Raw genomic sequence first — 13,691 nt, forward strand, 5'->3', positions numbered from 1 at the left:
TGACGCAATTCCCCATGGAAAGCGCTACGCGCTTTTCCGGGGAAAACCGTTCACACTTTTCCTGGAATAGCCTAGACCGCCGCCCGTGCTTCGCGAAACGATACCAGCTTGCGGCGGTTTTCATCCCACAAAGCCAGTTTGACGCAGCGCAGGCTGTCGAGCAGCGTGATGCGACCGATGCCGCGCAGCTCCGGATAATCCCGCAGCACTTCCTGCAGCCTGTAGCCCGGCACTTTGGCGGAGAGGTGATGGACGTGGTGGACGCCGATGTTGCCGGTGAACCAGTTCAGTACCGGCGGCAGGTCGTAGTAGGACGATCCGTGCAGGGCGGCATGCTGGAATTCCCAATCGTCATCCTTCGCCCATTCCGTCTCCTCGAACTGGTGCTGGACGTAGAACAGCCAGATGCCGGCGGAACCCGCCAGAATGACGATCGGCAGATGGACAACAAGGAATGCACCCGGCCCGATCGCCCAGATGAGGGCGGCCGCCGCGAGCACGATGGCAAGATTGGTGGTCATCGATGATACCCAGGGCGTCAGGCCGCCGCGCATCATGCCGATCGGCAGCCTTTGCGAGAAGATGAACAGCCAGATCGGGCCAAGCCCGAACATTACCAGCGGGTGGCGATAGAGACGGTAGGCGAGGCGCCCGCGCCAGGACAATTGGCGATATTCGGCAACCGTCAGCGTCCTGATGTCGCCCATGCCGCGCTCGTCGAGATTGCCGGCGCTGGCATGGTGTGTCGCATGGGCGCGCCGCCAGCAATCATAGGGCGTCAGCGTCAGGACGCCGAGCACGCGGCCGATCCAGTCGTCAGCGGCGCGGTTGGCGAAGAAGGAGCCATGGCCGCAATCGTGCTGGATCATGAAGATGCGCACCAGGAACCCGGCCGCCGGAAGGATCAGGATCAGACCCCACCAATGGCCGTAGGCATAGGCGGCCGAAGACAGCGCCCAGAGCGTGGCAAACGGAATGAGGGTGATGGCGAGTTCGACGGCGCTGCGTCGCCGGTCCGGCTTCTTGTAGCGCGCCAGAATCTTCAACCAGGCGCGCTTGCTGTTGGCGGCCGCATCGAGGGAAATCATGTTCATCAGGAAGCATAGGCGGAGGCGCTGCCCTCGCGCAAGATAGCACTCACGCGAAATTACTGTGTGTAATTGTCGCGCGATAGAGAGAGCCTTGTGGGAGCCTACTGGCGTTGCCAGCCGGCTTCCTCGTTCTCGACCCGATCAAGGCGGTCGAGCAAATCCCTGAAACGGTCGGGAATGTCGGCTTCGATGCGGAAGGCGGGCAAGGTGCGCAGAAAGCGCGTCATTGCCTCGGCACCGAGCTGGCGCCGGACCTCCGTGGCGAGCCGTTTTCCCTTTTCAGCCTTGTTGCGGGTCTTCATTTCAAAAATCCTGTGTCGGCTCCCAAACTCCTCCGGCAAGGGAATGGTTCCCGCATCATACCTCTATGGCGAGCAAAGGCGGGAGTACGGTAAATTTTGATTTAAAATCGAAGTGTCGTCGCATCATCGTTCTGGGCCCGGCCGAGGCCCTTCACGGTCGCTTACCCCTTGATTTTTGCCTGCCGAACCTCGATATCGGGCACAAAATCCAAACCATTCGAGATGACGGGAAACGGCGATGAGCGACCAGGCAAAAGACGAACGCGCGCCCGATGAAGTCGAGGCGACCGAAGCCAATGCCGAACGCACGGAAGGCAGCGTCGATGGCGACTATGAAGCGCTTGTTCGGTTGCTGAAGGAAAATGAAGAGCTGAAGGACCGCGCTCTGCGCGTCGCGGCCGAGATGGAGAACCTGCGCCGCCGCACCGCACGCGACGTGCACGACGCGCGTACCTATGCAGTCGCGAACTTCGCCCGCGACATGCTGTCGGTGTCTGACAATCTGCGCCGCGCACTGGATGCCATTCCGGCCGAGGCCAAGGCGTCGGAGGACGCCGGCTTCAAGGCGCTGATCGAAGGCGTCGACCTGACCGAGCGCGCCATGCTGTCGGCGCTGGAACGGCACGGGGTCAAGAAGCTTGCTCCCGAAGGCGAGAAGTTCGATCCCAACTTCCACCAGGCAATGTTCGAAGTGCCCAATCCCGATGTTCCGGCCAACACCGTGGTCCAGGTCGTGCAGCCGGGCTATTCGATCGGCGAGCGGGTGCTTCGCCCGGCCATGGTCGGTGTCGCCAAGGGCGGCCCCAAGGTTGCCGCCGAGGCGCCGGTTGAGCCGGGGCCGGTCAATGAGCAGGCCGAGAAGGATGCGTAATTAAAGGCAGTAGGGGAGTAGGGAAAAAGGGAGTCCCACCAACCGCGCGGGTTCGTGTTAGACATACTGCCCTACTGCCCTATTCCCCTACTGCCTGGCCTTCCATGCACCCCATCGCCCTTCTCGACTATGCCGGCGTCGCCGTTTTTGCGGCGACCGGGGCGTTGGCAGCGTCGCGCAAGCAGCTCGACGTCATCGGTTTCCTGTTCCTGGCCAGCGTCACCGGCATTGGCGGCGGCACTTTTCGCGACCTCATCCTATCAACGTGCCTGTCTTCTGGGTGGGAAACCGCGACTATGTGCTGATCTGCGCGGTGGTTGCGGTCCTGGTCTTCTTCACCGCGCACCGCGTCGAATCCCGCTACAAGCTGCTGCTCTGGCTCGACGCCATCGGGCTGTCCGCCTTTTCGGTGATGGGCGCGGCCAAGGGGCTGGCCATCACCGGTTCGCCGGTGGTTTCGATCATCACCGGCATGCTGACCGCGACCTTCGGCGGCATATTGCGCGATCTCCTGGCCGGCGAGCCATCGGTGCTGCTGAGACCCGAAATCTATGTCACGGCCGCCCTGGCGGGCGCCACCATCTTCACACTGGGCGACGTTGCCGGGCTGGCGCAGATTGTCTCTGGATTGGCCGGCTTTGCCGTGGCGTTCGCCGTGCGCGGCGGTGCGCTGCGTTTCGGCTGGTCGTTTGCATCCTACAAGAGCCGGCCCGGCCGGCGGCCGGAAGATATTAAGTGAGAAGTGAGTGGCGAATAGGGAGTAGCGAATAGGGATTGCGGATCGCAGGATTGCGGACTAGCCCTCGCTATTCGCTATTCGCTATTCGCTATTCGCTATTCGCTATTCGCTATTCGCTATTCGCTATTCGCTATTCGCTATTCGTCAGGCGGCGAAGCGCTGCACTTCCCCACCATAGTAGTTGACGTAGCGGGCGCCGATCTCCTTGACCGGCATCACCACGAAGACATCTACCGTCGAAAATTCGCGGTCGATGACGCAGCCGTCGCCGATGCGGGCACCGACCCTGAGATAGCCTTTGACCAAAGGCGGCATCGCCGCGATCGCCGCCTTGGCGTTGACCGCCTCGATCGGCATCAGGTCCATGGAGCAGTAGCGCCCGGACACCGCGCGCACGTCCCAGGCCGAGTTCGTGCGGCAGTGGTGAGCGAGATAGGTGAGCGCCTCGGCGTGTGCCGCCGGTACGGTGCCATGGAAGGAGGCACAGCCGGTCATCACGCCGATTTCGTAGTGGTTGATATAGGCCCAGATGCCTTGCCAGAGCGCCTCGATGGTGCGCTTCGAGCGGTACTCGGGCAAAACACAGGAACGGCCGAGCTCGAGAAAACGCTGTCCGGGATGGCGGGCGATGAGCTTGGTCAGCTCGAACTCGCCTTCGGAATAGAAACCGCCGGCGGCAGCCGCGATTTCTTGCCGCAGCAGCCGATAGGTGCCGACGATGCGGCGATGCTCGGGGCCGGAAATTGAGTGGTCGAAGACAAGCAGGTGATCGCAGAGCGGATCGAATCGGTCGGCGTCACGACGGTCCTGCGCCTGGAACAGATCCTTCCTGGCGCCAAGCTCGTCGTAAAACACCCGGTAGCGCACTTCCTGCGCGGCCGCGATCTCGGCCTCGTTGCGGGCGAGCCGCACTTCGAGATTGCCGATACGGCCGAGTGCTGCGCCTTTTATGACGGAATCGACATTACGTCCGGCAAGCAAGGCGCTGCTGGCGTTCGGCCGAGTGTCACATTCCGGCATAACTGTATGCACGAGTGATTCTCCTTCGAGCCATCCCTCTTGGCACGGGGATACGGTGTAGGTGCAACAGGATTGTGACAGTACCGTGATACGGCGTCGCGGGCAATACTTCGTCGGCTGGCGAAAACGGTCAACCGGCTATGTTAGGTGAGGAGACTTGAGGTGCGGCGCGTCCGCTCGGGGTCAGGCACCGCGCTCCAGGCCTTTGTTTTCATGCTTGTCGTTTTCCAGAAGCCGAAGCCAGTTTTGGGGCAAAATGCATCAGCCGCGCGCCGGAAAAAGTCGACTCAAGCGGCGACCTGGCCCTCGACGGCGTTGACCAGCGCGTCGGGGTCGAGCGGCTTGGTGACGAAGCCGCTGGCGCCGTGGGCGAGCACGGCATGACGGGTCTTTTCCTGGCTGTCGGCCGACAGCACCATGATCGGCACAGGCGGCGCGGACGTTTCCTCCTCATGGCGGCGGATCGCGGCAATCGCGTCCAGTCCATCCATGACGGGCATATGCAGGTCCATCAGCACCACGTCGAATCGATGCTTGTGCCCGGCGCTGGTGACGGCCTCGACGGCGGCCTTGCCATTGCCGACCACCTTCACGCGATGCCCCGCCTTCAACAGCGTGGCGCGGGCCAGCATGGCATTGATGTCGTTGTCTTCGGCAATCAGCACCGAGAGGCCCTGCAGGCGGTCACTCGAGGCGCGAAGCGCGGGGGTGCGGCGCTTTTCCGGCTGCGGCTGGGCAAACGCCGGTGCATGGCTGGTCAAAAGGACACGCAAAAGTGTTCCCCCGCGCACCGGCCGGGCAAGGAAGGTCGCGTAACCGCTGGCGCGGAACTCGCCGAGCATGCCGCGGTCGGTCGGCGCGATCAGGGTGATGGCCTCGCAATCGGAAAAGCCGCCTTGGCGCAACCGCTTGAGCAGCCTTCCGTCACCATCTTCCATGGCCGCGTCGACGAGAAGAACGTCACAGCCGTCGGCGAAGGAGGCGGCCTGCGCGACGGTGGTGGCGATCCCGGCGGTGCCGCCATTGGCGCGGATGGTGCGGGCGATGGCGTCGGCCTCGACAGTGTTCCTGGACAGGATCACCGCGCGCCTGCCGGCAAGCGCGTTCAGCCGGCCCTGCGGCGCTTCCGTGGCCTCCGTGGCCGGAATTTCGAAGACGAATTCCGACCCTTGGCCAAGCCGGCTGGACACCGAAATGGTGCCGCCCATCGCAGCCACGAGGCGCTTCGAGATGGTCAGTCCGAGCCCCGCCCCGCCATGCGCGCGCGTCGAGGTGCCGTCGGCCTGCTCGAATTCCTCGAAGATGCGCTCCATGTCCTCCTCGCGCAGGCCGGGACCGGTATCGGCGATGGTGAAGCAGATGCGGTCGCGGCTCTCTGTGCGAGCGCGCGCGACGGTGACCAGCACGCCGCCGCTGTCGGTGAACTTGATGGCGTTGCCGATGAGGTTGAGCAACACCTGCCTGACCCGGCCCGGATCGGCGGTGATCAATTGCGGTACATCCGGTTCGACGTGGCAGCCGAGGCCAATATCCTTGGCGAACGCACGCGCGGCGAGCAATTCGATGATGTTGTCGGCGATCTCGCGCACCGACATGGGCTGCGGTTCCGGATCGAAGCGGCCGGCCTCGATCTTGGAATAGTCGAGCAGGTCCTCGATCAGGGCGAGCAAGGCGCTGGCCGAAGTCGAGATAGCGCCGACATAGGTCTGCTGTTCCGGCGACAGGCTGGTGTCGGCGAGCAGCCTTGCCATGCCCATGATGCCGTTCATTGGCGTGCGGATTTCATGGCTGACAGTGGCGAGGAAGCGCGATTTGGCCTGGCTTGCGTATTCGGCCCGCTCGCGCGCTGTGATCAGCGAGGATTCGGCGCGTTTGCGGGCGGTGATGTCGCGGGCGATGGCACGATGCGAAACCGAACCGCTGTCCTTGTCGCGCACCGACAATTCGATCCAGGAGAACCAGCGCGGCCCGCTTGGCGTGCGGATGGCAACGTCGGTGGAACTTAGGCACTCATGGTCGGAGAAGGCAGCATCGGGGACGATGCCGACCTCGATGCCGAGTTCGGTCAGGGTCTTGCCGGCAAGGTCGCGCTGATCGGTTTCGACGAGATCGGCGAACACCTTGTTGGCATAGACGATGTAGCCGTCGCGATCGCGGTGGATGACGAGGTCGCCAAGCGCGTCGATGAGACCGCGAAAGCGCTCCTCGCTTTCCTGCATTTCCCACATGCGGTCGGCCAGCGTCTCGATCTCGGCGCGGCTGCGGGCGGTGGTCTCGTCAAGCAGCACCACGGTGCGGTGTACTCTGCGTCTGGCATGCAGATGCATGGCAAGTCCGGCGAGGCCGGTTGCCAGCAATGCGAGGCTGATGAAGACCGGCGCCCCGGTCAGATGGGCGAGGCCCGCCAGTATGACGATGGCAACGAAGGTCAGGAACGGCAGGCCTTCCCGCCTGGCCACCTGCTGCTCGGGCACCAACGGAGGCGCAGCGATAAACCGCCGCGCCGGCGCCGGCGCGGCAATCGCATCGACGTCGTCGCCAGTGTCCGCCTGTTGGCTGCCGGATTCCGCGATCATGCGAAATCCTTGCCAGACAGAGATTATGGAAAATTGCGGCTGATCGTTCGAATTTTAGGCAATACGCGTTTTTTGTCCCGGCAGCGGCGGATTAGCCACCGGCTTCGGCAATTCAATCCGCTGGCTGCAAGCCCGCCGAGGCGGGTCACATGTCGACGACGACTCGTCCGCGGATCTTGCCGTCAACGATGTCGCGTGCCGCATCGATGATGCCGTCGAAGCCGATGGTCCTGGACAGGCTGGCGAGCTTCTGCAGGTCGAGATCGGAGCCAATGCGCCGCCAGGCCTCAAGACGTACAGCCTTCGGCGCCATCACCGAATCGATGCCGAGCAGCGAAACGCCGCGCAGGATGAAGGGGGCCACGCTCGACGGCAGATCCATGCCGCCGGCCAGGCCGCAGGCGGCGACCGCGCCACCATAGGAGGTCATCGACAGCACATTGGCCAGCGTGTGGCTGCCGACCGAATCGATGCCGCCGGCCCAGCGTTCCTTGGCCAACGGTTTGGCCGGTTGGTTGAGCTCGTCGCGCGAGATCACCTCCGCGGCGCCAAGGTTGATCAGATAGGGGCTTTCGGCATTGCGGCCGGTCGACGCAACGACATGATAGCCGAGGCTGGACAGGATGGAGACCGCGACAGAACCGACGCCGCCGGCGGCGCCCGTCACCACCACCGGGCCACGGTCGGGCAGGATGCCGTGCCGCTCCAGCGCCATGACGCAGAGCATGGCGGTGTAGCCGGCGGTGCCGACCGCCATCGCGTCATGCGGGCTCATGCCGTCCGGCAGCGGCACCAGCCAATCACCCTTGACGCGGGCGCGCCCGGCATAGGCGCCGAAATGGGTTTCGCCGACACCCCAGCCGTTCAGGATGACCTTGTCTCCCTTGCGCCAATCGGGATTGGACGACGAGATGACGGTGCCGGCAAAGTCGATGCCCGGCACCAGCGGCCAACGGCGAACCACCGGCGCCTTGCCGGTGATTGCCAGCCCATCCTTGTAGTTGACGGTCGTCGCCTCGACCGCGACGGTGACGTCGCCCTCCATCAAGTCGGAGTCGGTGAGATCTGTCACGGCGACGGACTGTTCCTTGTCGGCGTCGCGCGAAACGAGGATGGCTTTGAAGGTTTTGGTCATCTTTTTCTCCGCGATCTGCTTGGCGTCCGGACTGTGCGGCGATGGGCGCGCAGGGTCAATCGTTCGAAGGCGTAGGCTCGCGCCGCCAGCCGATGAGCTCGTCGAAGACGATCAATGCCGCGCCGACGGAAATGAAAGCGTCGGCAAGGTTGAAGACGGCAAAGGACCAGACCGGCGTGTGGAACAGGATGTAGTCGATGACGTGGCCGTGGATCGCGCGGTCGATTAGATTGCCTAGCGCGCCGCCGATGATCAGGGCGAAGCCGGTGCGGGCGACGACATGGCCCGACGGCGTACGGGTGGCGAGATAGAGCACGAAACCGACGACCAGCACGGCGATGACCACCAGGCCGATGTCGCCCAAGGAGGAGAACATCGAGAAGGCGATGCCGGTGTTGTAGGTGCGGAACAGCGCCAGGAATGGCAGCAGATCGAGCTTTTCCTGAAAGGGCAGGCCGGTTTCGACCAGATGCTTTATCCACTGATCGAGCGCTATTGCCGCGGCGACAAGCAGCGCGTAGGGGGACCATGATCTCAAGGGCGGACAACCTTCATTGCTGGTCGACTAATGGTTCGAGTTTCAGCGCGCCGCGCCGGATCTCGAACAGCATGATGCCGGTGGCGACGGCGAGATTGAGCGAATCGGCGCGACCCGCTTGCGGAATCCTGAGCAGCCTGTCGCAACTCGCCGCCAGGCTTTCGGGCAGGCCTTGCTGCTCGTTGCCCATCATCAGGAGCACGGGGCCGCGGGAAAAATCGATCGAGCGGTAGTCGACCGCGCCTTTCAGATGCGTGCCGGCGACGAGGCCTGAAAACCCGCCGCGCCAGGCCAGGAAAGCCTCGGTCGTGGCCTTCGCCACCGGCACGGCAAAGATCGAACCCATTGTGGCCCGCACCGTCTCCACGGAAAACGGATCGGTGGTGTCGCCGACCAGGATGACGCCCTTGGCACCGACGGCATCGACGGTGCGGATAACGGTGCCGAGGTTGCCGGGATCGCGCACCCGGTCGAGAGCCACCCAGACATCGCCATTGTCGGCGCGGATGTCCTTCAGGGCCAGGAACTTCTGCGAGAAGACGCCGACCACCATTTGCGGATTGTCGCGGCGGGTGATGGCGACAAGCACCTTTTCCGACACTTCAAGCACCGTGCCGCCGGCGGCAACCGTGCGCGCCGCGACCTTTTCCACGGCTGCATTGCCGCGTCCGGCCTTGGCGAAAACCAATGTCCTGATCTGCCAGCCAAGGTCGAGCGCATCGATGACCAGCTTCAGCCCCTCGGCCATGAAGGCGTTCTGCTGGTCGCGGAATTTCTTCAAGGCAAGTGCCTTGATGTCCTTGACCAGTGGATTGGCGAGGCTGGTGACTTCCTTCACCTGGCCGGGAGCGCCTGCCTGCCGCTCGTTCATTCAGGACTCCCGGGCATTCAGGCCACCCAACGCGAAAACAGTGAGGTCGAAAGCGCCCTGCCGGCGGACTTTTCGCGAATGATCAGCTCACCCGATTCAACCCTGCCGCCCATGCCGGCGAAGGTGTCGCGCATCAAGGCATGGATGGCGAAGAAGGAGGCGCGGATCGAATAGGCGGTCAGCACCACGGCAAGCGGTTTCGGCGTCAGGATCGCGCGGCAAAGGTCAGTCAAATCAGGCAGGTCCTCGAACAATTGCCAGACCTCGCCCTTGGGGCCGCGGCCATAGGCCGGCGGGTCGAACAGGATGATGTCGTAGCAGCTGCCGCGGCGCTCCTCGCGCTCGGCGAACTTCACGGCGTCGTCGACGATCCAGCGGATCGGCTTGCCGCCGAGCCCGGCCATCTCCTGGTTTTCACGAGCCCAGCCGATCGCCTTCTTCGAGGCGTCGACATGGGTGACCTCGGCGCCCGCGCGGGCTGCCACCAGAGACGCGAGCCCGGTATAGCCGAACAGGTTGAGCACCTTGACCGGCCGTTTGGCCGCCGCGATCAGGCCCGCCATGTGGTCCCAGTGCGAGGCCTGTTCGGGAAAGACGCCGACATGGCGAAACGAGGTGAAACGGCCGAGATAGTCGATGCCGTCATGCTTCATCGGCCAGGTCTCGCCGAGCGGCGTTTTCGGAAAACGCCAGCGGCCGAGGCCCTCCTCGTCGGTGTCGCCGGTGAAGATAGCGTCGGCTCGCTCCCAGTCCTTCGCCGGCAAGGCCTTCCGCCAGATTGCCTGGCCCTCGGGCCGCACGATGCGGTAGGGGCCGTACTGTTCCAGTTTTTGGCCGGCGCCGCTGTCGAGCAGTGCATAATCGGCATTGGGCGCCACTTCGAGGATCAGCGGAAGCTGCTCCGCGGGCAGGGCGCCGTCGCGACGGGCGAGGACGCGCGGCACGGATTTCGGTGTGGGCTGGTTTTCCGGTTTCAAGTCACGCGGTTCGCGCGGCCTGGCGTCCGGCCGTGCCGCTCCACGCATCTCGTGCGGGCGCGCCTCTCCGGTTCCGCTTTTCGCGGGCGGGCGGTTGTCGCGGCGTTTGTCGCGAAAAGACTTCAAGCAGGCGCATCTCCGAGCGGCGTGCCGCTTTTGGCATAGGGCAACCGGCTTCGCAACCAAGTCTGCCGTGACCGCCTCTCCTGTTCATGTCGGTCAGCGATGGACCAATGTCAAAGAAACAGGCAAATCTGCTGCATGTCCCGCTCCGAACGCCTGCTCGACCTGATCCAGTGCCTGCGCCGGCACCGCCGGCCGGTGAGCGGGCAGACGCTGGCCAATGAGCTTGGGATTTCGATCCGTACGCTCTACCGCGACATCGCCACGCTGCAGGGGCAGGGCGCGCCGATCGAGGGCGAGGCGGGGTTGGGCTATGTGCTCAAGCCCGGCTTCATGCTGCCGCCGCTGATGTTCAGCGACGAGGAGATCGAAGCCATCGTGCTCGGCTCGCGCTGGGTCGCCAAGCAGCCGGACCGGCGTCTCTCGGCCGCTGCCGCCAATGCACTGGCCAAGATCGCAGCTGTGCTGCCAGACGATCTGCGCGAGGAACTCGATGCTTCGACGCTGCTGGTCGGGCCGCCCGCTGCAGCCATCGAGGGCATCGACCTCGGCGTCGTGCGGCAGGCCATCCGCAACGAACGCAAGCTCGCCTTTCTCTATCGCGACGCCGGCGGCGCCGCGTCGCAACGCATCGTCTGGCCGTTTGCGCTCGGCTTCTTCGACAAGGTGCGGGTGGTGGTGGCGTGGTGCGAGATGCGGCAGGATTTCCGCCATTTTCGCGCCGATCGCATCGCTGAGCTCAACGCCATCGATACACGCTATCCCCGACGCCGTCAGGCAATGCTTAGGGAATGGCGGGCGACCATCGAGAAGCCACGCGGATCATGACGGCTACTGCCAGAATCTGACAGTAGGCTGTTCTATATCAGGCACATCGAAACGCCGAACCCTGGAGTGCCGATCATGACCACCCCAAATTTCGTTATCCTCTATGTCGACCAACCGCTGCGGAGCGGCGCCTTCTACAGTGCGCTGCTGGGGCGCGAGCCGGTCGAAAGCGCACCGACCTTCGTGCTGTTCGTGCTCGACAATGGCTTCAAGCTCGGCCTCTGGTCGCGGCATACGGTGGAACCGGCGGCAGAAGCGGCGGGTGGCGGTGCCGAGATCGTGTTCGCGCTGGAGACGCCCGATGCGGTCGACGCCACCCATGCCGACTGGTCCGGACGCGGCCTGAAGATCCTGCAGGCCCCGACCGACATGGATTTCGGCCGCACTTTCGTTGCGCTCGATCCCGACGATCACCGCCTGCGTGTCTATTGGCTGTCCGACGCAGAACAGGCCAATGGAGAACGGAAATGAGCGCGTGTTGGATCGCGGTTGCGTCGGTGCAACATGTCCGGCGCGGCCGCAAGGAAGGCTTCATGCAGGTCAACCACGGCAAGGCGGCACCTTTGCGTCGCGTCAAGCCTGGCGACGGCATCATCTATTATTCGCCTACGACCGTTCTGGGCGAAAAGGATGGCCTGCAGGCGTTCACGGCAATCGGCACCGTGCGGGAAGGCGAGCCCTATCAGGGCGACATGGGCGGCGGCTTCACGCCGTTCCGTCGCGATGTCGAGTGGATGGCGGCTGAAGAAACGCCGATCAAGCTGCTGCTCGACCGGCTGGACTTCACCGCAGGCAAGTCGAACTGGGGGTACCAGCTTCGCTTTGGTCTTTTCGAAATCAACGATCACGATTTTCGTCTGATCGCCGAGGCGATGGGTGCCGCGACGAAGTTTGCAGGCGCTACGGCTTGAGCGCCTTGTAGACGGCAATGCCCGCGGCAAGATCCTCGAGCGCGGCACCGACCGACTTGAACAGCGTGATCTCGTCAGGGCTGCCGCGGCCCTTCTTCTGGCCGCGCGTCAGTTCGTGCAAATCGGCGACGATGGCCTCCGGCTTCAGCAGGCCGGAGGCCAATGGCTGGACGATATCGCCGGCTTCCTTGGTGGCGCCGGCACGGGTGTCGACATAGACGCGGGCGCGCGCGATCGCGTCGTCATCGCTTTCGCGCATCGTCGGGGTAAAGCCGCCGACCAGGTCGACATGGGTTCCCGGCCGCAACAGCGCTCCCTTGATAAGCGGCGTGGTGGTGATCGTCGCCGAGGAGACGATGTCGGCCTGGCCAAGCTCGGCATCGAGATCGGTCGCGGCGCTGGCGGCGAAGCCCTCGGCGCGCAAATCGGCCGCGACCTTTTCGGCATTGGCCGGGGTGCGGTTCCAGATACGGATGGTTTTGATCGGCCGCACCGCGCAATGCGCCCTGGCCAGGAAGGGCGACAATGCGCCGGCGCCGACCACGAGCAGCCGCGAGGCATCGTCGCGGGCGAGATAGGACGCCGCGAGCGCCGAGGCGCAGGCCGTGCGCCACTGGGTCAGCCGTTGGCCGTCGATCAGGGCCTCGGGTTCGCCGGTGCTGCCATTGAGCAGGAGATAGAGCCCCATCACCGCCGGCTTGCCGATGGCGTTGTTGTCGGGCGAGACGGTGACGATCTTGACGCCGATGTGACCGCCGGCCGAGGTGCCGGCAGCTTTGAAATCGGTCCATGCCGGCATCAGCAGCAAGGTCGAGGCCGCACCATCAGGCCGCTCGACCGCGTGATGATGCCTGACGGGCTGCACCGCACCCTCGAGAAACGCCGTGCGCAACGTCTCGACCAGTCCAAGAAAGGTCAGCGCACGATCGACCTCGGCGGCCGAAATGGTCAGCATGGAAAGCTCCGTGGAAAGAAAGGCGCGCGCTCGCTGCTCAACTGGTCGGCTTCGGCAATACCGGCCCTTGGGCTGACCCTTGAACCGGCCCCTGTGGCGCCGATGGCGCGCGGCTGACGGCCTGGCGCAGGTTTTCCGCCTCGACGCCGCGCTGGCGCGCCAGCTTGCGGTAGCGGCCCTGCTTGACCCAGGTCGCCAGGCTGCCGACGATCATGCCGATGGCAAGCGCCAGGAACAGGAAAATGAACAGCGGCAAGGTGAGCGTCAGCTTCGGATTGCCGGGATTGAACGGGTCCAGCGTGAAGGCGACGAGTTCGCGGTTGGCGACGGCCAAGGCGATCAGGATGATCGCCAGGGGCACGAAGATCACGATGAGCATGAAACGATTGAGCATGATTTCTTCCGTCGCAAGCGGGCCGGATAAGGCCGTCTGGCGCTGACGCCGCGCCTACTTGCCGCCGTTCAGCCTTTCGCGCAGTTCCTTGCCGGTCTTGAAGAACGGCACCCATTTCTCCTCGACCTCGACGGATTCGCCGGTGCGCGGATTGCGGCCGGTGCGGGCGGGGCGGTTTTTCACCGAAAAAGCCCCGAAGCCGCGCAGCTCGACGCGGTTGCCTTCGGCCAGCGCGTCGGTGATCTCATCGAAGATCGCGCCGACAATGTTTTCGACGTCGCGCAGGAAAAGATGCGGATTGCGCGTGGCAATAATCTGCACAAGTTCGGACTTGATCATCAGACGGGTCCCCTTGAAAGC

At 64.1% G+C, this 13,691-nt stretch carries 15 protein-coding genes and 1 pseudogene; 5 read left to right on the forward strand and 11 right to left on the reverse strand.

The window, feature by feature from the left end; genetic code table 11:
• Positions 1-71: 71 nt before the first annotated feature.
• Both JT360_RS29020 and JT360_RS29025 read right to left on the reverse strand, forming a co-directional pair.
• On the reverse strand, positions 72-1,094 hold the full coding sequence (locus JT360_RS29020) for a fatty acid desaturase (RefSeq protein ID WP_214476165.1): 1,023 nt from the start codon (positions 1,092-1,094) through the stop codon (positions 72-74).
• Between the two features lie 98 nt (positions 1,095-1,192).
• Positions 1,193-1,393, reverse strand: coding sequence for a NepR family anti-sigma factor (locus JT360_RS29025; protein ID WP_214476167.1), 201 nt, complete (start codon positions 1,391-1,393; stop codon positions 1,193-1,195).
• Positions 1,394-1,631: 238 nt separating this feature from the next.
• Between JT360_RS29025 and grpE the strand changes: the two genes are divergently transcribed.
• Both grpE and JT360_RS29035 read left to right on the forward strand, forming a co-directional pair.
• A complete protein-coding gene (grpE, locus tag JT360_RS29030) occupies positions 1,632-2,264 on the forward strand; it encodes a nucleotide exchange factor GrpE (protein WP_214476169.1) in 633 nt (210 codons plus the stop codon).
• 104 nt (positions 2,265-2,368) lie between these two features.
• Positions 2,369-3,003: pseudogene (locus tag JT360_RS29035) on the forward strand (trimeric intracellular cation channel family protein).
• A 144-nt stretch (positions 3,004-3,147) separates the two neighbouring features.
• Here the strand turns inward: JT360_RS29035 and olsB are convergent.
• The 6 genes from olsB to JT360_RS29065 all read right to left on the reverse strand — a co-directional run bounded on the left by olsB (position 3,148) and on the right by JT360_RS29065 (position 10,246).
• Positions 3,148-4,023 carry a l-ornithine N(alpha)-acyltransferase gene (gene olsB, locus JT360_RS29040; RefSeq protein WP_250889153.1) on the reverse strand — a complete coding sequence of 292 codons (876 nt, stop codon included), beginning with the start codon at positions 4,021-4,023 and terminating at the stop codon, positions 3,148-3,150.
• A 287-nt stretch (positions 4,024-4,310) separates the two neighbouring features.
• Complete coding sequence (locus JT360_RS29045) at positions 4,311-6,599, reverse strand: hybrid sensor histidine kinase/response regulator (protein WP_214476173.1); 2,289 nt, start codon at positions 6,597-6,599, stop codon at positions 4,311-4,313.
• Positions 6,600-6,744: 145 nt separating this feature from the next.
• The gene (acuI, locus tag JT360_RS29050) at positions 6,745-7,734 is read right to left on the reverse strand and encodes an acrylyl-CoA reductase (NADPH) (protein WP_214476175.1); all 990 of its coding nucleotides are present in this window, start codon (positions 7,732-7,734) and stop codon (positions 6,745-6,747) included.
• Positions 7,735-7,789: 55 nt separating this feature from the next.
• Positions 7,790-8,272, reverse strand: coding sequence for a signal peptidase II (gene lspA / locus JT360_RS29055; protein ID WP_214476177.1), 483 nt, complete (start codon positions 8,270-8,272; stop codon positions 7,790-7,792).
• Positions 8,273-8,285: 13 nt separating this feature from the next.
• Complete coding sequence (locus JT360_RS29060; RefSeq protein WP_214476179.1) at positions 8,286-9,143, reverse strand: TrmH family RNA methyltransferase; 858 nt, start codon at positions 9,141-9,143, stop codon at positions 8,286-8,288.
• Positions 9,144-9,160: 17 nt separating this feature from the next.
• Entirely contained in the window at positions 9,161-10,246 is a 1,086-nt protein-coding gene (locus JT360_RS29065; RefSeq protein WP_214476181.1) for an RsmD family RNA methyltransferase, read from the reverse strand.
• Between the two features lie 135 nt (positions 10,247-10,381).
• Here JT360_RS29065 and JT360_RS29070 point away from each other — a divergent pair, with 135 nt between their 5' ends.
• The 3 genes from JT360_RS29070 (at position 10,382) to JT360_RS29080 (ending at position 11,982) form a co-directional block, all read left to right on the forward strand.
• Positions 10,382-11,071, forward strand: a complete 690-nt coding sequence (locus JT360_RS29070; protein ID WP_214476184.1) for a helix-turn-helix transcriptional regulator — start codon at positions 10,382-10,384, stop codon at positions 11,069-11,071.
• Between the two features lie 75 nt (positions 11,072-11,146).
• Positions 11,147-11,542 carry a VOC family protein gene (locus JT360_RS29075; RefSeq protein ID WP_214476186.1) on the forward strand — a complete coding sequence of 132 codons (396 nt, stop codon included), beginning with the start codon at positions 11,147-11,149 and terminating at the stop codon, positions 11,540-11,542.
• Complete coding sequence (locus JT360_RS29080; protein WP_214476188.1) at positions 11,539-11,982, forward strand: EVE domain-containing protein; 444 nt, start codon at positions 11,539-11,541, stop codon at positions 11,980-11,982. The genes JT360_RS29075 and JT360_RS29080 overlap by 4 nt, the downstream gene beginning before the upstream one ends.
• Here the strand turns inward: JT360_RS29080 and lhpI are convergent.
• From lhpI to JT360_RS29095, 3 genes are read right to left on the reverse strand one after another with little or no spacing between them, the layout of a single operon-like run.
• Positions 11,972-12,937 carry a bifunctional Delta(1)-pyrroline-2-carboxylate/Delta(1)-piperideine-2-carboxylate reductase gene (gene lhpI / locus JT360_RS29085; protein ID WP_214476190.1) on the reverse strand — a complete coding sequence of 322 codons (966 nt, stop codon included), beginning with the start codon at positions 12,935-12,937 and terminating at the stop codon, positions 11,972-11,974. The two genes, JT360_RS29080 and lhpI, sit on opposite strands and share 11 nt — an antisense overlap.
• Positions 12,938-12,974: 37 nt before the next feature.
• Positions 12,975-13,331, reverse strand: a complete 357-nt coding sequence (locus JT360_RS29090; RefSeq protein ID WP_214476192.1) for a DUF1049 domain-containing protein — start codon at positions 13,329-13,331, stop codon at positions 12,975-12,977.
• Between the two features lie 54 nt (positions 13,332-13,385).
• Positions 13,386-13,670: an integration host factor subunit beta gene (locus JT360_RS29095; protein WP_006200394.1), complete on the reverse strand. Its 285-nt coding sequence runs from the start codon at positions 13,668-13,670 to the stop codon at positions 13,386-13,388.
• Positions 13,671-13,691 lie beyond the last annotated feature (21 nt).

Source organism: Mesorhizobium sp. dw_380, assembly GCF_018588885.1.
Classification (GTDB): domain Bacteria; phylum Pseudomonadota; class Alphaproteobacteria; order Rhizobiales; family Rhizobiaceae; genus Mesorhizobium.